This is a genomic window from Galbibacter sp. L-19, from assembly GCF_056857615.1.
In genome coordinates this window covers 192,288-209,519 of the sequence record NZ_JBSXNL010000072.1, presented here as the reverse complement: position 1 = coordinate 209,519, position 17,232 = coordinate 192,288, and the positions used below count along the sequence as shown (strand labels likewise).

Genomic DNA, 17,232 nt, shown 5'->3' with positions numbered 1-17,232 from the left:
CCCCGTTTCCTGAGTAAAAAATACACTGTTTTACACAGAAATAATTATAAAAAAAAGTATCAAGATTAAGAATCATCACTGCTTCACTGCAAGGAAAAAGAGTACAGAGTAAATCTAAATTACACTACTATAACTTTATAACATAAAAAAGACTCACCCGAAGGCAAGTCCTTTTCAAACGTAATTAAAATAAACGAAGCTTATGTCATTCTATTTTTGAATCCACTCTCCACTTTCATTAGCGTAAAGAGTTGCTATTTCTTCTCCAACGGCAACTTCTAATTTATACTCAGAGGCTTCATTTTTATATGCTTTCGAGATTTCAGCTCCTGGAAAATCTGCTGCCAGTGCATCTGAAACAGCTTGAGGAACTTCAGCTACTTGTATTTCTTCATATTCATCTTGCGTTGCATAAATCTCTTCTGCTATTCCATCGTGAAAAATTACTGGTGTTGCTGCAAACGATGCAAAACTACCTAGTGCTAATGCTGATGCTAATGCTAACTTTCTCATACTATATATTTTATTTAATTTTTTTCTGATTAATATAAAGCCAATTTTATACCAATTATAATATGTGAAGTCAATAAAGATTTAACTAAATGATAATCAGATGACTAACACGAGATCTGTTCCAAATATGAAAAATATAAGTGAGTAAAAAAGTGTATTTATTTTAAAAAGATGGGTAAAAAAGATACAGTTTTAGTGGTTGGAACAAAAAAATCCAAACTCTAAATGTCTTCCAGCACTTGTTGAAGGATTTTTTGAGAGTTAGTTGTGAAACTTCGACAAGCTCAGTTCTACAAGTTTGACAACTATGAATTACTATTTAGACAGCCACTTTTGGCAGGTACTTATCTGTGTAGTTCCTTTATAAATTTCAATATAAAATCTACTCTTTTACGTACAGCTATTTTTGGTATTTCTACAATATTATAGCCATAACTGCTGTATGTTTCACACATTTTTTCATATGTCAAAACTGCTTCCGTCCATTCTTGCTTTCTCTCAGTATCGGTTTCGTATATTTTCTGCCAAGGAGGAAGTATAAATATATTCTCATTGTATCTCCAATTCTCTGCATAAAGTTCCATTTGTTCATCTATTTCCGATTGGATTAATTTTGCATAACAAATGGTATCCAAAAAACCACGGTCAAAAAAAATGGGGCTCTTATTACTTATGTTTAAAGTCTTATAGACTTGCTCAAAACTATTTATTGAGCGGTTAAACATTACCTCCTTATATAAATTTTTGTCTTTCCAAGGTAAAGCATTTCCATTTCTGGACTGCTCTTCTTTAATTAATTCTCGAGCAATTTCAGGAACTGTACTATACCCTCTATTTTTTAATTCCTCCAATAAAGTAGTTTTTCCTACTCCAGGTCCTCCAGTTATTATATAAAAATTGTTGTTTTCTTTAAACTCAATCATTATAAATTCTCCTCTGTAAATATAATACCGTAAAACAACTACTTACTTATCCTTTACTTGGTGTGCAGGTTTTAATAAATCTACAACGGTTTTTACAGGATTAAAGGTAGTTAACGGAACTTCTACAAATATGGTATTCCAAAATGCCATTCCTCCATTCCAAAGCCCTGGTAATTCTAATGCTTTTAATTCTTTTCCTTCTTTGGTTTTATTGGTTATAAAAGCTTGTTGTTTATTAACATAATCCAAAAGATTATATTTTTCTCCTTTGTAATTTTTAGTGCTACAAACAATATCCACAGGATTAAAATGGGTAGCTGCTTTTAAAATATCTTCCTGAAATTTATTCTTAGAATCTATTTGTGGCGACTCTACAATTTGCAGAGAAATATTCCCATCTTCATCCTTTATCCAAAAGGGTCCTCCCCCAGGTTCTCCTTCATTTTTTACCATTCCACAAATTCGGATTGGTGCATTTAGTTTTTCCTTCAAAAATTCAATTTGATAAACCTCCTTATACTTATCTACATCAGATTTTACATGAACATTTAATTCTGTTCTCAGAAAATCTTTTATTTCGTTTATCATTTTCTCATTTGGAGTAGTTTCATCTAGCAGTTTGGCATATTTATATGCCCTATTCTGAACTTCAATTAACTTTCCAGCAAGTATTTTTTTAAACTGAGCCAACTCATGTTTATATTTATATACCACTACATTATCAATATTTTTAATAAAGATAATATCTGCATCTTGGTCATTTAGATTTTCTATTAAAGCTCCGTGCCCTCCAGGTCTAAATAATATTTCTCCTGTTTCTAAACGAAAAGGCTCGTTTTCCATAGAAACTGCCAATGTATCGGTAGATTCCTTTTGATATGAAAAAGAAGTCTCAAAAGAAACCCCTGTTTTTTCTGTAACACGACTCTCGATTTTATCCATTTCCTCATCAAAGTCATTATTATGTTCTTTTGATATTGTAAAATGAAGTTTGGCTACCCCGTTAGACTCATCGTACAGAGCGGCTTCATACATATGCTCTTCAAAAGCAGTTGCAGGATGCGTTTTATATTTATGAAAAGGAAGTAAGCCTTTAGGACTCGATCCATAATCAAACTCATCTTTATCTAGTAATATTTTAACCACATAATACTTCTGAAAATGGTCTGGAAGATTTAAAAAATCGGGATGCTTTTCAACAAATCTTTTTATAACCTCTTCATAAAACGGAAACTTTTCTATCCCAATAAAAAAGGTTCTAATAATCTCTGCCTTTTCTCTATTTATATATGCATTAATAGTTTCTTGTGCAGGATTATATGTATTTAAGAATTGAAACAACGCCTTAAACATTCTGGTTGCCGCACCAGAAGCTGGAACAAATTTTAATAAATTGAGTTTGTCCTTTTCAGATTCAAAAAGAGCTACATACTTTTCTTTTTCTTTTTCTGAAAATTTATGAATTCCATGATTGATGGTAGCTGCTGCTATTAAATTTACAAATGGAATTCCTTTTTTAAAAATTTCGATCTGCTCAGCTACTTGAGTTTCCTTAATTCCCTTTTGCTTTAATTGCTTCTTATCGGTTTCCGTAAGTGTTGTCATTTTCTTGTATAAGTTTTTCTACATGGTTAATAGCTGTTTTCATACGACTTTCAAAATCGCCTTTTAGCAACACATAGCCTTTATTATAGGTATCGAGGGTGTTTTTAAAATAATCAAACATTTCTTCGCGTTCCTCGGGTTTATCACGAAGATCATCTTTCTCCCATGGAACATCAATATACGTCAAAAAATATAAATTGTATGTATTTTCTACTGCATATTTTTCAAGAATTGGATCACAATTCCCTAAGTAATATGCTTCTGAATACACCTTTGTCTCCAGCAAATCGGTATCACAAAAAAGGATTTTATTCGCTTGCTTTGTGAGCTTATTTTCTAAGTGAATTTGTCCTTCAGCAATGGGAATCAAATCTTTAGGCTCACAAGTTTTTTGTTCCCTGTTCCATTTTTCCTGAAGATACTCCCGTGCATACTCTGGAACCCATTTAGTGTTATAATGAGCTGCTAAAGCCTGTGCTAGGGTGGTTTTTCCAGTAGATTCTGGCCCGAACATTACTATTTTAATAATGTCTGAGGGCTCTTGTTTAAGTTTTTCTTCCATGCTTTGTAACCATAAATTGCAATAATTGTAAAAATTAAATATTGCAAACTTGTAAATGCTAATCCTTTAAAAAGGTAGAGTGGAACAGAAATAATATCTCCTATAATCCAATAAATCCAATTCTCTAATTTCTTCTTTGCCATAAGCCACATTCCTACAAAAAATATGGCGGTAGTTAAAATATCTACATACGACATCCACGACTCCCATTTATCAAAAATCTCATAAACAGCAAACACAAAAATCATAGTTCCTATAAAAAGAAACACCGATATTATTTGTTCCTTTTTAGTGGTTTTGGTTATCGGAATAAAATGGGTATCGTCTACTTTGCGTGTCCATACATACCATCCATAAATACTCATGGAAAAATAATACGCATTAATCATCATATCGCCAAGTAAGCCATATTGCAATAATAAATACACAAAAATAGCGGTGCTAATAATTCCCGTTGGATAGACTAAAATATTCTCCTTTTTAGAATACCACACACTTAAAAAACCAAAAACAACTCCTATAATTTCAAGAACTATATAATGAGTAGGAACACCGTTGTATTGCGAGAAAAGCCAATCAAAAATGAGGTTCATACTCGCTTCGGTCAGATTTTACAATTTTCATATATAACAAGCCTTTATCAATCATTTCAAAAGCTTCTTTAACTTCTGTAGTTATTACTTTCATCACTTTGTCATAATCTCCATAGACTTGTGTACTCAACGGATTTTCTAACACTGTGAGTCCGCTTGCCCTCATTTTTTTTATAAAATGAATAATTGCTGGTTCAAAATCGTCTTGAAGTGGCGTTAACGTTAATTCTATTGATATGTTCATGTTATAATATTTCTAATTTTAATGCTTTTCTTTTTAGAATAAGGTGTTAGTTGTTATTGGTTAATTGTTATTAGTTATTAGTTATTGGTTAATTGTTATTGGTTGTTGGTTGTTGGTTAAAACAACAGATTTCTTCTCCTTACCTCATTAACTTTTTTACTTCCAACCCTTTTTCAGACTTCAGGCTTCCGTCTTCCGACTTTTCTTTTCAACTTTCAACTTTCCAAACTCCCCAAACTTCCAACCTCCAAAGCATACGCGCAAGTAAAACCATCAAACTCTAAAAATTCTACTTTATACTTTTGTATAATTCCGTGGTAAAAAATCCAACCAATAGTATTCCCTTCGTCTAAATCAAAAGAAATAACCTTCGTATGTTGTTTAAAGCTCATTCCTTCCGTAGCAAAAACTTTATATAAACTCTCTTTAACACACCAAACAACGGTTAGTTTTCTTACGTCTTCATCTGTAAGGAAATTGTATTCATAATTTACAAACTTATTTGCAATCACACTTATTTTATTACGTTGCTTTTCTATATCAATTCCTATATTGGTATTGCTACTCACTATAATCCCAGAAAAAGTAAAAGAATGTGTTATTGAAATATAATTTCCATCTTTTAAATGCGGTTTTCCATGAGCATCATAATACAAATCTGAAGTAACATAGCCAGCCGCTTTCAGTAAGTGTCGGACACTTAAAAATCCGCGTTGATGAATTTCAGATTTCATATGACTCAAACGGTCTTTGCAATTTGCAGTGAGCTCAATTCCTTGACGCAAATCATCATAAGATTCTTCTATCTTCCAAATCAGCACTTTAGTATTAGAAGCGGGCGTTATAGTTTTGTAAAGAGGCATGAATAATAAAAGTTATTTATGTAACTTTGCACTGATTTTTTTCAGAAAAAATTACTATTACAAAGCAACTATTGTTGCTTAACAGACGTAAAAATAAGAAATGAGTTTAAACAAACTTAATTATTCGGGAATCATCCTTCATAATAACAGATTTTAACTCGTTAAGGAAACAAAAATTTAAATCGAAAAAGTAATATGAGTACCAAAACAGTTCCTTATGTGGCCTACAAAGTAAAAGATATTTCTTTGGCAGAATGGGGAAGAAAAGAAATAGAATTAGCTGAAGCAGAAATGCCAGGTTTAATGTCGCTTAGAGAAGAATACAAAAACGAGCAACCATTAAAAGGCGCGCGTATTGCAGGATGTTTACATATGACGGTTCAAACAGCTGTTTTAATTGAGACTTTACTTGCATTAGGTGCAGAAGTTACTTGGAGTTCTTGTAATATCTACTCTACGCAAGATGAAGCTGCTGCTGCAATTGCTGCTGCTGGAACAGCTGTGTATGCTTGGAAAGGAATGACAGAAGAGGAATTTGACTGGTGTATCGAGCAAACACTTTTCTTTGGAGAAGATAGAAAACCATTAAATATGATTTTGGATGATGGTGGTGATCTTACAAATATGGTTTTAGACAAATATCCAGCGCTTGCTAAAGATGTAAAAGGACTTTCAGAAGAAACTACTACTGGAGTTCACCGTTTATATGAGCGTGTAAAAAATGGAACGCTACCAATGCCTGCTATCAACGTAAACGATTCGGTTACCAAGTCTAAATTTGATAACAAATACGGATGTAGAGAAAGTGCGGTTGATGCTATTAGAAGAGCAACAGACGTTATGCTAGCTGGTAAACGCGTTATTGTTTGTGGTTATGGAGATGTAGGAAAAGGTACAGCGGCTTCGTTTAGAGGTGCAGGTTCTATTGTTACAGTTACAGAAATCGATCCAATTTGTGCACTTCAAGCTGCTATGGACGGTTACGAAGTTAAAAAACTAGAAACTGTTGTTGAAAAAGCAGATATCATTATTACTACTACTGGAAATAAAGACATTGTTACAAGCAAGCATTTCGAGAAAATGAAAGACAAAACAATTGTTTGTAATATTGGACATTTTGATAACGAAATTGACGTTGCTTGGTTAAACAAAAATCATGGTGCAAACAAAGTAAATATTAAACCACAAGTAGATAAATATACTATTAATGGTAAAGATGTAATTCTTTTAGCGCAAGGGAGATTGGTAAATTTAGGTTGTGCAACTGGACACCCTAGCTTTGTAATGAGTAACTCTTTTACCAACCAAACTTTAGCACAAATTGAGCTTTGGAATTATACTGATAAGTACGACAATGACGTTTACATGCTTCCTAAGCACTTAGACGAAAAAGTAGCAAAACTACACTTAGAAAAGATTGGAGTTGAGCTTACAGAGCTTAATGAAGAGCAAGCTAAATATATTGGGGTAACTGTTGAAGGGCCATTTAAACCAGAATATTACAGATACTAAAAAAACTATTTCAGCTTAAAACAAGCAAGCTGCTATCCAAATTGGGTAGCAGTTTTTTTATGTCTGCAATTACCGCACCAATGTGCGGTACCAGGCTTTCCACTCATAGTTTTGTAGTGCCAAAAGCAAAAGCACTACAAAAGCTATCCGTTGCAATCCTTATTGCATAAAAAAATAACATCAAACAAAAACTTCATTCCAAAAAAAAAACCTTCAATTGTGAAGGTCTTTTTTTGATATATAAGTTATATTCTAGTGTTGTAATTCTTCTTCTCCTTCTTGTAAAGGAACAGTTTGAGGAACAAAATCCTGTCCTGGAATTACGTACTCCCCATTCTCATCAGTCTTACTATAATCGTAAGGCCATCTGTGAACTTCTGGAATTTCTCCTGGCCAGTTTCCGTGAGTTGCCTCTACAGGTGTAGTCCATTCCAAAGTAGTAGATTTCCATGGGTTTTGAGTTGCTCTTTCTCCGTAGAAAATACTGTAAACAAAGTTCCAAGCAAAGATTAACTGTGCTAATCCTGCGATTAAAGCAAAAACTGTCATTACCACCTGAATGTTTGTTAAATCGTCAAACATTGGGAAGTTAGTATTTGTATAATAACGTCTAGGTACCCCTGCCATTCCTACAAAGTGCATTGGGAAGAAAACTCCATACGCACAAATTGCAGTAATCCAGAAATGGATATACCCTAAATTTTTATTCAACATTCTTCCAAACATTTTAGGATACCAATGGTAAATCCCAGCAAACATTCCGTAAAGAGCAGAAATACCCATTACTAAGTGGAAGTGAGCAATTACAAAATATGTATCGTGAACGTTAATATCTAATGCACTATCTCCTAAAATAATCCCTGTTAAACCTCCAGTAATAAATGTAGAAACAAAACCAATAGAGAATAACATGGCTGGATTCATTTGTATATTACCTTTCCAAATAGTTGTAATCCAGTTAAAGGCTTTTACAGCAGATGGAATTGCAATTAATAAGGTAGTAAATGTAAATACAGAACCTAAAAATGGATTCATCCCTGAGATAAACATGTGGTGACCCCATACAATAGTAGATAAAAATGCAATTGCTAAGATAGAAGCTATCATTGCACGGTATCCAAAAATTGGTTTACGAGAGTTTGCAGCCATAATTTCAGACACAAGTCCCATTGCAGGTAAAATTACAATATATACCTCTGGGTGACCTAAGAACCAGAAAAGGTGCTCAAATAATACAGGTGAACCTCCTTGGTAATGTAAAACCTCCCCTTGAATAAATATATCTGATAAGAAGAAAGAAGTTCCAAAACTTCTATCCATAATTAATAACAATGCAGCAGACAGAAGAACTGGGAAAGAAACAATCCCGATAATTGCAGTAACAAAGAAAGCCCAAATTGTAAGTGGCAATCTTGTCATAGACATTCCTTTTGTTCTTAAATTAATTACTGTAACAACATAGTTTAACGATCCTAATAAAGAAGACGCAACAAATATTGCCATAGAAACTAACCAAAGTGTCATTCCCATTCCAGAACCACCTTGTGCTTGTGGCAATGCGCTTAATGGAGGATAAATTGTCCATCCAGCAGCAGCAGGTCCAGCTTCAAGGAATAAAGAAGAGATCATAATAATACTAGAAAGGAAGAACAACCAGTAAGAAACCATGTTCATAAATCCTGACGCCATATCTCGAGCTCCAATTTGTAATGGAATAAGTAAGTTACTAAAGGTACCACTCAATCCTTGTGTAAGTACAAAGAAAACCATGATAGTACCGTGGATGGTAACCAATGCTAAATATATATTAGGGTCCATAACTCCATCTGGAGCCCATTTTCCTAATAAAACTTCAAATATTTTAAAAGATTCTCCTGGCCATGCAATTTGCATTCTAAAAAGTAACGACATAGCAATACCGATAACACCCATTATTAAACCAGTAATTAGGTATTGCTTGGAGATCATTTTATGATCTTGACTGAATATATACTTTGTTATAAACGTCTCCTTATGATGATGTCCATGATCATGTGCGTGATCTTCTGAGTGCGTCTGTGCTGTTGCTGACATAATCTTATTTCCTTTATTTTTATAAACTTAATTAATAGCTTTTTACTCTGCCTTTGCGATTGTTTGCTTAAAAGTATCCTGACCTTCTAACCAAGCATCAAAATCTTCTTGAGATTCTACTACAATCTTCATTTGCATATTGTAGTGAGAAGATCCACATATTTTGTTACACAATAATACGTAGTCAAATTCCCAAGCATCAGCATTATCATCACCGTTAGCTCTTCTTTCAGCTCTGATTTTATTAATTTTTTGAACTTTTTGAACCATATCTGGATCCATTCTCATTTCTTCTGTTGTTACTGTTGGAGTAAAAGAGAATTGAGTAATCATTCCTGGAACACAGTTCATTTGCGCTCTAAAATGAGGCATGTATGCAGAGTGTAAAACATCTTGAGAACGCATCTTAAAGATAATTTTTCTCCCTACTGGTAAATGTAATTCTGACTGAGAAACAATATCATCTTGTCCGTAAGAATCTGCTTCATCAATACCAATAACATTGTTTTTGTTAATATCAATTAAACGAACATTTGCTTGACCTAGAACATTGTCTTCTCCAGCGTAACGTGCTTTCCAGTTAAACTGCTGTGCATAAAGCTCAATAATGATAGGATCTCCTTCTTCTTGATCGATGTCCATAAGACTAGTCCAAGTAAAAAGTCCGTAGATAATTAAACCTGCTAAAGTAATAACTGGTATAATTGTCCAGATAAACTCTAGTTTATCATTATCAGCATAAAATAATGCTTTCTTACCTTTTTGTCCTTTGTATTTATAAGCAAACCAATGCAATAATGCTTGAGTTACAATTTGTACAAAGAAAATTAATGCCATCGAAATGTTCATCAAGCTATCGTATTCTGGTCCGTGCTCAGAAGCTGGTGTTCCTAAAAGAACATCGCCCCATGCCCAGAATGAATAGATGGTAATAAGGTAGATGAAGATTAGAAATCCAAACATCAAATACCCATTTAGCTTGTTGTCTTTATCATTAGCAACCTGAGAATTATCTGTATTGACTTGCGACAATTCAAAGATTTTAGTCATTTGCCAGATGGCAATGGCAACAAGTAGAAGAACAATTATAGTTAATAAAGCAGTCATCGTATATATCCTGTTTACTTTTTAAAATTTAATTAATAGTGAAAGTGTTTACTTTCCTCAACGAATGGGTTTCTTTTTGCTAAGAACGATGGGGTTTTAGCCAATGCTCCAAAGACAACAAAAATAAACAATCCTAAGAAGAAAAGTATGCTTCCGATTTCTGGTATTCCAAAGCTCCATAATTCACCTACCGTAGATGGCATTACAATTTGGAAGATATCCATATAGTGTCCCACTAGAATACTAACTCCAGCTATCATAACAAACCAATTTACACGCTTGAAATCGCTATTCATAAGTACTAAGAATGGGAATACAAAGTTGAACAATAACATTCCGAAAAATATAAAATTATAATGTTCAATTCTAGTTATAAAGTATCCTACCTCTTCTGGAATATTAGCATACCAGATTAGCATAAACTGCCCAAACCATAGGTAAGTCCAGAAAATACTTAATCCAAACATAAACTTAGCCAAATCGTGTAAGTGACTATCGTTTACAAACTCTAAAACACCTTTAGATTTTAAGTACATTGTAATCATTGCAATAACAGATATTGCAGAAACAAACATACTTGCAAATACATACCATGCAAATAATGTACTGTACCAATGTGGCTCTAATCCCATAAACCAATCCCATGCCATGATAGACTCAGTTACGAAGAAAAATAATAAGAAAAATACAGATAACTTAAAGTTCTTTCTGTAGTATGTATTATCCTTAGCTTCATCTTGAGCATAAGAGTTCTTAATTACAAAGTGTCTGTAAAGCACCCATCCTGCTAAGAAAATAAAAGATCTTATTAAGAAGAATGGTACGTTTAGGTATCCAGATTTTAATTGAAGGATTTCATCATGCGCCATTACATTAGGATCCATCCATATATAAAGGTGATTCATGTGGAAACCAGCAGTTAAAACATAAAACACATAAAGGATTACTGCTCCTGGGAACAAGTAAGAACTTATTCCTTCCATTACTCTAAAAAGTACTGGAGACCAACCTACTTGTGCTACATGCTGAATTGCATAGAAAACTAAAGCTCCCAAAGCAATCATGAAAAAGAAAAATCCTGCTATTAAGAAAGCTGCCCAAGGGCGATTTTGTAATTTACTTAAAGTGTGAGCATCATGAGAAGCATGTTCTGCTGCTTCGTCTCCATGAGAAGCGCTAGCTTCATGGTGAGCATCTTCACTTGCTTCTGAATGATGAGTAGTTGTAGCTTCATGCGACTCTTCTCCATGTGAAGCAGCTCCTCCATGGTGTGCATCTGCTGCCACCATAGCTTTTGCCTCTTCTACTGTAGAAGGAGAACTAATAAAACCGTATCCTATCCCAAGAATACCAACTATCATTAGTATGATAGATGCCATCTTTAATTTATTTGAAAACGTATACATATCTTGATATCTTCTTTTTGATAGTTGATTTTAATTATTTATTCTCTAAGTCGTGTTTAAGCGTCATTACATATTCTGTAACTTGCCAACGCTCTTCTTCATTCAGTTGATTTGCATAAGACCCCATAGCATTTAATCCGTAACGAATTACATGGTAAACACTACCTTCTGTTATAGCTCTTCCTGCGTCGTCATAACTAGGAACCCCTAGTATCTTTTCTCGATCAACCAAAATACCTTTTCCATTTCCTTTAGTTCCATGACAAACGGCACAGTAGATATCAAAAAGGTCTTCCCCTTTCTTTAAATAATCTTCTGTAACTGTAGAATCAGCATTTCTATAGGCTTCAAAAGGTAATGGATTTTGAAGATTTGCTTTTGCCAAATTATATCCATCTAAAGTATTTGGATACTCATAAGGCATATGCCCTCTAGCTATAGTCCCTTCTACAGGCAACTGCCCTTCTTTACCATTTCTAAATGCACTTGTTTCTTGGTAGGTTTCGTATCCTACAGATTCGTACATGTTAGGCATGTATTGGTAATTCCTTGATGATGTGTTTTGACATGATGCTACTAAGGTAACAACACCTAAAACAATCGCTATTTTTACAAAAACTCTCATTTCGAATTATTAATGCTTTTCTGAAACTTTAACTTCTACTGCTCCTGTATCTACCAAGAGTCTTGTTAACTCGTCTTCATTATCATTCAAAGACACTTCCATTAAAAAATGGTCGTCTGTGGTTCTAACGTCTGGGTTTTCTGCTTTTTTAAATGGCCACAGTCTACTTCTCATATAAAAAGTAATAACCATTAAATGCGCTGCAAAAAATACAGTTAACTCAAACATAATTGGAACGAAAGCTGGCATGTTTTCAATAAAACTAAAACTTGGTTTTCCACCAATGTTTTGAGGCCAGTCTTCAATCATAATAAAATTCATCATCGTAATAGCTACTGTTAAACCAACACAACCATACATAAATGCAGTAATTGCAAGTCTAGTTGGAGCTAATCCCATAGCCTTATCTAGTCCGTGAACTGGAAATGGCGTATATATTTCTTCAATATGATGATGCGCTTCTTTAACACGTTTTACGGCTAACATCAAAACGTCGTCATCATTATATATTGCTTGTATAACTTTCGAAGCCATAGTCTTATGAATTATTTTTTGTGTCTTGATCTAAATTTTCTTTAGTAGTTCCAACTATATCAGAAGTTCTACTATCGGCTCCAGTACCTACTAAGCTATTTCCATCTTCACGCAAACGTTTGTAACGTTCTCCAGAAGATTTCAAAATAGTTTTCACCTCTGCTTGCGCAATAACTGGGAATGTTCTTGCATATAATAAGAATAATACAAAGAAGAATCCGATGGTTCCTAAAAATATACCTACGTCTACAAAAGTAGGAGAGAACATTGTCCAAGATGATGGTAAGTGACCTTTACTTAAGTTGATAACAATAATATCAAAACGCTCAAACCACATTCCTATATTAATAACTATCGAAACAATGAAAGACCACATATAATTTCTTCTTAACTTTTTAATCCACAATGTTTGAGGCACTATAAAGTTACAGATAATAAGCGCCCAGAATGCCCACCAATAAGGCCCTGTTGCTGCACCTATAGAAAGATACGTATAATCTTCATAATTACTACCAGAATACCAAGCAATAAAGAACTCAGTAATATAGGCAACACTTACAATTCCTCCTGTAAGCAAAATAACCTTATTCATGTACTCAATATGTCCTCTAGTAATATATGCTTCTAGGTTAGATACTTTACGCATTATAATAAGTAAAGTTAATACCATTGCAAATCCAGAGAAAATTGCTCCTGCAACAAAGTATGGAGGATAAATAGTACTGTGCCATCCTGGTATTACAGACGTAGCAAAGTCAAAAGATACAATGGTGTGAACCGAAAGTACTAATGGTGTAGCTAAACCTGCTAACACTAAAGACACTTCTTCAAAACGTTGCCAATCTTTTGCTCTTCCGCTCCATCCAAAACTTAAAAGGCTATATATTTTTTTCTGAAAAGGCTTAACTGCTCTATCTCGAAGCATTGCAAAATCTGGAAGTAAACCAGTCCACCAGAACACTAATGATACTGATAAATACGTAGAAATTGCAAATACATCCCAAAGTAATGGTGAGTTAAAGTTAACCCATAAGGATCCAAATTGATTAGGAATAGGAAGTACCCAATATGCTAACCATGGTCTCCCCATGTGGATAATTGGAAACAAACCTGCTTGAACAACCGAGAAGATTGTCATTGCCTCTGCAGATCTGTTAACGGCCATTCTCCACTTTTGACGGAATAATAATAATACTGCCGAAATAAGTGTTCCTGCGTGACCGATACCTACCCACCATACAAAGTTGGTAATATCCCAGGCCCATCCTACGGTTTTATTTAATCCCCATACACCAATACCAGTTGATACAGTATAGATAATACAGCCTAATCCCCAAAGGAAGGCAACTAAAGCTATTGAAAAGACAATCCACCATTGTTTATTCGCTCTTCCTTCAACAGGAGCAGCAACGTCTACAGTAACATCATGGTAAGATTTTTCTCCCGTTACTAAAGGTTCACGTATAGGTGCTTCGTAATGCGACGCCATAATACTTTATATAATTATTCTTGTTAATTCTTTTTTTATGCTTCTTCTGTATTTCTCACTTTTGTGTGATAGAATACATTAGGTCTAGTTCCTTTAAATCCAAGTAAGTGATACATACGTTTATCTTCTTTCAATTCAACGATTTCACTTTCTTTATCATTAACATCTCCAAACTTAATTGCTCCACTGCTACAAGCTGCCGAACAAGCGGTTTTAAATTCACCATCTTTAATCGGTCTTCCGTCTCTCTTAGCATCAAGAATTGTTTTTTGTGTCATTTGAATACACATAGAACATTTCTCCATTACCCCTCGAGATCTTACAGTAACATCTGGATTTAATACCATTCTACCAAGATCGTCATTCATATAGAAATCAAACTCATCGTTTTGACTATATAAGAACCAGTTGAAACGACGCACTTTGTATGGACAGTTATTTGCGCAATAACGAGTACCTACACAACGGTTGTATATCATTTGGTTTTGACCTTGTTTTCCATGAGACGTTGCCGCAACAGGACAAACAGTTTCACAAGGAGCGTGGTTACAATGCTGACACATTACTGGTTGGAAAGCCACCTGAGGATTCTCAGAAGGATGTTCTAACTGATGGTATGTGCTGATTGAATTTGGAGCAGCTTCAACTACATCCATATCTCCTTCAAAACTTTCTTCAGAAGAATAATATCTATCAATACGCAACCAGTGCATATCTCTATATTTTCTTACTTCGCTTTTACCTACAACAGGAACGTTGTTTTCTGCATGACATGCTATTACACATGCTCCACAACCAGTACAAGCATTTAAATCTATAGACAAGTTAAAATGATGCCCAATACTAGAATCAAACTCTGCCCAAATATCTGCTTCGTCAGCTGATACTTCTTGGTGATTTACAGAAACCTCTGGTTGAGGATTCCAATCGTGAGAATCTTTAGTATTGAAAATCTCTAAAGAGGTTTCTCTTAAAATATCTCCTCTTCCGTCCATAGTACTTTTCATTTGCACAGATGCAAATTCATGCGTACCAGAAACTTTCTCTAACTTAACTTCTTGTGTATTATTAAAACCTAAGTAAAGCGGATATGCATTTACTCCAGTTTTCATCTCTTCTTTAACTCCTAATGTTTTACCATAACCAAAAGAAAGACCTACAGTTCCTTTAGCTTGTCCTGGCTGAATTAAAGCAGGAACTTTATCAAGAGTAACACCACCAACAGTAACTTTTACATAGTCTCCATTTAGCGCTCCATTAGAAACTGTATAGTTTTCAAGATCTAAAGCCTCAGCATCTGCCATAGAAATAGTAAGGTAGTTATCCCAAGTATTTCTAGTAATTGGATCTGGCAATTCTTGCAACCAAGGATTGTTTGCTTGACGACCATCTCCCATTCCTGTTTTAGAATAGAGTGTTATCTCCATTCCATTAGCAGTAGCTCCAGCTAATTTATTTACTGAAGAAGAGACAGAAGCTACAGTTGCTTCAGCATTTACTGGCTCAGTATCTTCATTTGAAACTGCAAATGGAACCGCATCTTCATCTGTTTCAACAGTTACATTTCCATTTCCAACAAATACACCATCGTGTAATGCAGTATTCCATGAAGAACCTCCAAGAACAGTAGATTCCCATGTTTGTTTTATATAATCATGATAGCTAACATCATTTCCAGCCCATTTCAATAAAGACTCTTGAAATTGTCTTGTATTAAATATAGGACGAATTGTTGGCTGCATTAGGCTATAATGACCTTTTTTCATCTCTACATCTCCCCAAGATTCTAAGTAATGAGGTTCGGCAGCAATATATCCTGCTTTTGTAGAGGTTTCATCTTCTTTTAAAGAGAATGCTACGGAAAGACCTACGCTCGCCAATCCAGCTTCAAATTCTGAAGCATTTGGCAACGTATAAAGCGGATTAACACCGCTCATAATCAAAGCACCAACTTTACCAGCTTTCATATCTTCTACTAAAGCGGCTACTTGTTTTGCATTTCCTTGACGCGTCATTCTTGGCGCATCTGCATCCATTACTACACTTCCGATTGATTTGTTAATAGACAAAACAACTTTTTGTGCATCTATATCGTTAATTCCAGTTACAACAACTGCATTTTTACCTGCTCTAGCAACTTGCGCAGCCGCATTCTTAACAGCTTCTTCTATTTTAGCTGGAAGTTCTCCTCCAACAGATTTTCCGTTTAAGAAACCATAGAATTTAGCTAAAGCTACTTTTTGCTGTGTTGGCGTTAAAGGAACTCTTTTATCTGCATTCGCTCCAGTCAAACTCATATTTGATTCAAACTGGATATGTCTAGACATTTTACCGTGAGAAGGAATACGTCCTTTTGCGTAGTCAGAATCAAATCCACCACCTTGCCAATCTCCTAAGAAATCAGCTCCAAAAGAAACAATTACTTCAGCTTTAGAAAAATCGTAATCTGCTAAAGCACGCACCCCATAAGAAGCTTCAAAAGCATTCAAGGCTGCATCTTCAGAAATGGCATCGTACTGAATATGTTTTACGTTTCCATACTTCTGAGAAAATTCAGCAATAATATTTTTTACTGAAGGACTTGCAAAAGTTTGCGTTAACAATACAATCTGCTTTCCACTAGCTTTCGCTGCGTTAAGTCCGCTTGCTACATTTGTATCAAGATCATCCCAAGAAATATACTCACCTTTAGCCTTAGGACCTTGTACACGCATGCTATCGTATAATCCTAAAACAGACGCATGAACTCTAGCATTAGCTCCTCCATTTACCTTAGCGTCGGTATTGCTTTCAATCTTAATTGGTCTACCTTCACGAGTTTTAATCAATATGCTAGCAAAATCATACCCATCTGCAATAGTAGTTGCATAGTAGTTTGCAACTCCTGGAACAATGTTCTCTGGCTGCACTACGTAAGGTATAGATTTAGTAACTGGACCCTCACAGGCTGCTAAAGAAGCAGCAGCTGTAGTAAATCCAACATATTTAAGAAAATCACGTCTACTGGTAGACGAAGAACCCAATGAATCCTTATCTCCTAAAAATTCATCGTTAGGGATTTCCTCAACAAACTCATTCTGTTTAAGCGTCTCAGCGATAGAGCTATTTGGATTTAGCTCCTCAACACTTGACCAGTATTTTTTGTTTGATGCCATGTTATATATAACTATTTTAAATCAACCT

At 34.6% G+C, this 17,232-nt stretch carries 15 protein-coding genes; 1 reads left to right on the top strand and 14 read right to left on the bottom strand.

Annotated features, from left to right (window positions below):
* Nucleotides 1–210 precede the first annotated feature (210 nt).
* From AC13CQ_RS16915 to AC13CQ_RS16885, 7 genes are all read right to left on the bottom strand, one after another.
* On the bottom strand, nucleotides 211–513 hold the full coding sequence (locus AC13CQ_RS16915; protein WP_335587171.1) for a hypothetical protein: 303 nt from the start codon (nucleotides 511–513) through the stop codon (nucleotides 211–213).
* Nucleotides 514–857: 344 nt separating this feature from the next.
* Nucleotides 858–1,436 (bottom strand): AAA family ATPase, encoded by a 579-nt coding sequence (locus AC13CQ_RS16910; RefSeq protein ID WP_474506909.1) that lies wholly within the window; start codon nucleotides 1,434–1,436, stop codon nucleotides 858–860.
* A 42-nt stretch (nucleotides 1,437–1,478) separates the two neighbouring features.
* Entirely contained in the window at nucleotides 1,479–3,041 is a 1,563-nt protein-coding gene (locus tag AC13CQ_RS16905) for a DUF4301 family protein (protein ID WP_008611848.1), read from the bottom strand.
* Nucleotides 3,016–3,603 carry an AAA family ATPase gene (locus tag AC13CQ_RS16900; RefSeq protein WP_474506910.1) on the bottom strand — a complete coding sequence of 196 codons (588 nt, stop codon included), beginning with the start codon at nucleotides 3,601–3,603 and terminating at the stop codon, nucleotides 3,016–3,018. Before AC13CQ_RS16900 ends, AC13CQ_RS16905 begins: the two co-directional genes overlap by 26 nt.
* The gene (gene pnuC, locus AC13CQ_RS16895; RefSeq protein WP_008611846.1) at nucleotides 3,558–4,196 is read right to left on the bottom strand and encodes a nicotinamide riboside transporter PnuC; all 639 of its coding nucleotides are present in this window, start codon (nucleotides 4,194–4,196) and stop codon (nucleotides 3,558–3,560) included. Before pnuC ends, AC13CQ_RS16900 begins: the two co-directional genes overlap by 46 nt.
* Nucleotides 4,180–4,440: a thiamine-binding protein gene (locus AC13CQ_RS16890; protein WP_337901744.1), complete on the bottom strand. Its 261-nt coding sequence runs from the start codon at nucleotides 4,438–4,440 to the stop codon at nucleotides 4,180–4,182. The genes pnuC and AC13CQ_RS16890 overlap by 17 nt, the downstream gene beginning before the upstream one ends.
* A gap of 215 nt (nucleotides 4,441–4,655) precedes the next feature.
* Nucleotides 4,656–5,303: a 4'-phosphopantetheinyl transferase superfamily protein gene (locus AC13CQ_RS16885; protein WP_335587169.1), complete on the bottom strand. Its 648-nt coding sequence runs from the start codon at nucleotides 5,301–5,303 to the stop codon at nucleotides 4,656–4,658.
* Nucleotides 5,304–5,498: 195 nt separating this feature from the next.
* Between AC13CQ_RS16885 and ahcY the strand changes: the two genes are divergently transcribed.
* A complete protein-coding gene (gene ahcY, locus AC13CQ_RS16880) occupies nucleotides 5,499–6,815 on the top strand; it encodes an adenosylhomocysteinase (protein WP_008611840.1) in 1,317 nt (438 codons plus the stop codon).
* 252 nt (nucleotides 6,816–7,067) lie between these two features.
* Here ahcY and AC13CQ_RS16875 read toward each other — a convergent pair whose 3' ends face one another.
* Genes AC13CQ_RS16875 through AC13CQ_RS16845 form a run of 7 tightly spaced genes read right to left on the bottom strand, consistent with a single transcriptional unit; the run spans nucleotide 7,068 to nucleotide 17,204 of the window.
* Nucleotides 7,068–8,888, bottom strand: coding sequence for a cytochrome c oxidase subunit I (locus AC13CQ_RS16875; RefSeq protein WP_008611839.1), 1,821 nt, complete (start codon nucleotides 8,886–8,888; stop codon nucleotides 7,068–7,070).
* Between the two features lie 42 nt (nucleotides 8,889–8,930).
* Entirely contained in the window at nucleotides 8,931–9,995 is a 1,065-nt protein-coding gene (locus tag AC13CQ_RS16870) for a cytochrome c oxidase subunit II (RefSeq protein ID WP_008611838.1), read from the bottom strand.
* 32 nt (nucleotides 9,996–10,027) lie between these two features.
* Entirely contained in the window at nucleotides 10,028–11,401 is a 1,374-nt protein-coding gene (locus AC13CQ_RS16865; RefSeq protein ID WP_040879551.1) for a quinol:cytochrome C oxidoreductase, read from the bottom strand.
* A 34-nt stretch (nucleotides 11,402–11,435) separates the two neighbouring features.
* Nucleotides 11,436–12,026 carry a c-type cytochrome gene (locus AC13CQ_RS16860; RefSeq protein ID WP_335587168.1) on the bottom strand — a complete coding sequence of 197 codons (591 nt, stop codon included), beginning with the start codon at nucleotides 12,024–12,026 and terminating at the stop codon, nucleotides 11,436–11,438.
* Nucleotides 12,027–12,035: 9 nt separating this feature from the next.
* Nucleotides 12,036–12,560 carry a DUF3341 domain-containing protein gene (locus AC13CQ_RS16855; protein WP_008611832.1) on the bottom strand — a complete coding sequence of 175 codons (525 nt, stop codon included), beginning with the start codon at nucleotides 12,558–12,560 and terminating at the stop codon, nucleotides 12,036–12,038.
* 4 nt (nucleotides 12,561–12,564) lie between these two features.
* The gene (nrfD, locus tag AC13CQ_RS16850; RefSeq protein ID WP_008611831.1) at nucleotides 12,565–14,049 is read right to left on the bottom strand and encodes an NrfD/PsrC family molybdoenzyme membrane anchor subunit; all 1,485 of its coding nucleotides are present in this window, start codon (nucleotides 14,047–14,049) and stop codon (nucleotides 12,565–12,567) included.
* Between the two features lie 35 nt (nucleotides 14,050–14,084).
* On the bottom strand, nucleotides 14,085–17,204 hold the full coding sequence (locus AC13CQ_RS16845; protein ID WP_474506911.1) for a TAT-variant-translocated molybdopterin oxidoreductase: 3,120 nt from the start codon (nucleotides 17,202–17,204) through the stop codon (nucleotides 14,085–14,087).
* Nucleotides 17,205–17,232: the final 28 nt, after the last annotated feature.

What these genes read in the sequence shown, in the direction of transcription:
- AC13CQ_RS16915 (WP_335587171.1), bottom strand. Translation starts at nt 513, where the DNA reads ATGAGAAAGTTAGCATTAGCATCAGCATTAGCACTAGGTAGTTTTGCA.
- AC13CQ_RS16910 (WP_474506909.1), bottom strand. Translation starts at nt 1,436, where the DNA reads ATGATTGAGTTTAAAGAAAACAACAATTTTTATATAATAACTGGAGGA.
- AC13CQ_RS16905 (WP_008611848.1), bottom strand. Translation starts at nt 3,041, where the DNA reads ATGACAACACTTACGGAAACCGATAAGAAGCAATTAAAGCAAAAGGGA.
- AC13CQ_RS16900 (WP_474506910.1), bottom strand. Translation starts at nt 3,603, where the DNA reads ATGGAAGAAAAACTTAAACAAGAGCCCTCAGACATTATTAAAATAGTA.
- pnuC (WP_008611846.1), bottom strand. Translation starts at nt 4,196, where the DNA reads ATGAACCTCATTTTTGATTGGCTTTTCTCGCAATACAACGGTGTTCCT.
- AC13CQ_RS16890 (WP_337901744.1), bottom strand. Translation starts at nt 4,440, where the DNA reads ATGAACATATCAATAGAATTAACGTTAACGCCACTTCAAGACGATTTT.
- AC13CQ_RS16885 (WP_335587169.1), bottom strand. Translation starts at nt 5,303, where the DNA reads ATGCCTCTTTACAAAACTATAACGCCCGCTTCTAATACTAAAGTGCTG.
- ahcY (WP_008611840.1), top strand. Translation starts at nt 5,499, where the DNA reads ATGAGTACCAAAACAGTTCCTTATGTGGCCTACAAAGTAAAAGATATT.
- AC13CQ_RS16875 (WP_008611839.1), bottom strand. Translation starts at nt 8,888, where the DNA reads ATGTCAGCAACAGCACAGACGCACTCAGAAGATCACGCACATGATCAT.
- AC13CQ_RS16870 (WP_008611838.1), bottom strand. Translation starts at nt 9,995, where the DNA reads ATGACTGCTTTATTAACTATAATTGTTCTTCTACTTGTTGCCATTGCC.
- AC13CQ_RS16865 (WP_040879551.1), bottom strand. Translation starts at nt 11,401, where the DNA reads ATGTATACGTTTTCAAATAAATTAAAGATGGCATCTATCATACTAATG.
- AC13CQ_RS16860 (WP_335587168.1), bottom strand. Translation starts at nt 12,026, where the DNA reads ATGAGAGTTTTTGTAAAAATAGCGATTGTTTTAGGTGTTGTTACCTTA.
- AC13CQ_RS16855 (WP_008611832.1), bottom strand. Translation starts at nt 12,560, where the DNA reads ATGGCTTCGAAAGTTATACAAGCAATATATAATGATGACGACGTTTTG.
- nrfD (WP_008611831.1), bottom strand. Translation starts at nt 14,049, where the DNA reads ATGGCGTCGCATTACGAAGCACCTATACGTGAACCTTTAGTAACGGGA.
- AC13CQ_RS16845 (WP_474506911.1), bottom strand. Translation starts at nt 17,204, where the DNA reads ATGGCATCAAACAAAAAATACTGGTCAAGTGTTGAGGAGCTAAATCCA.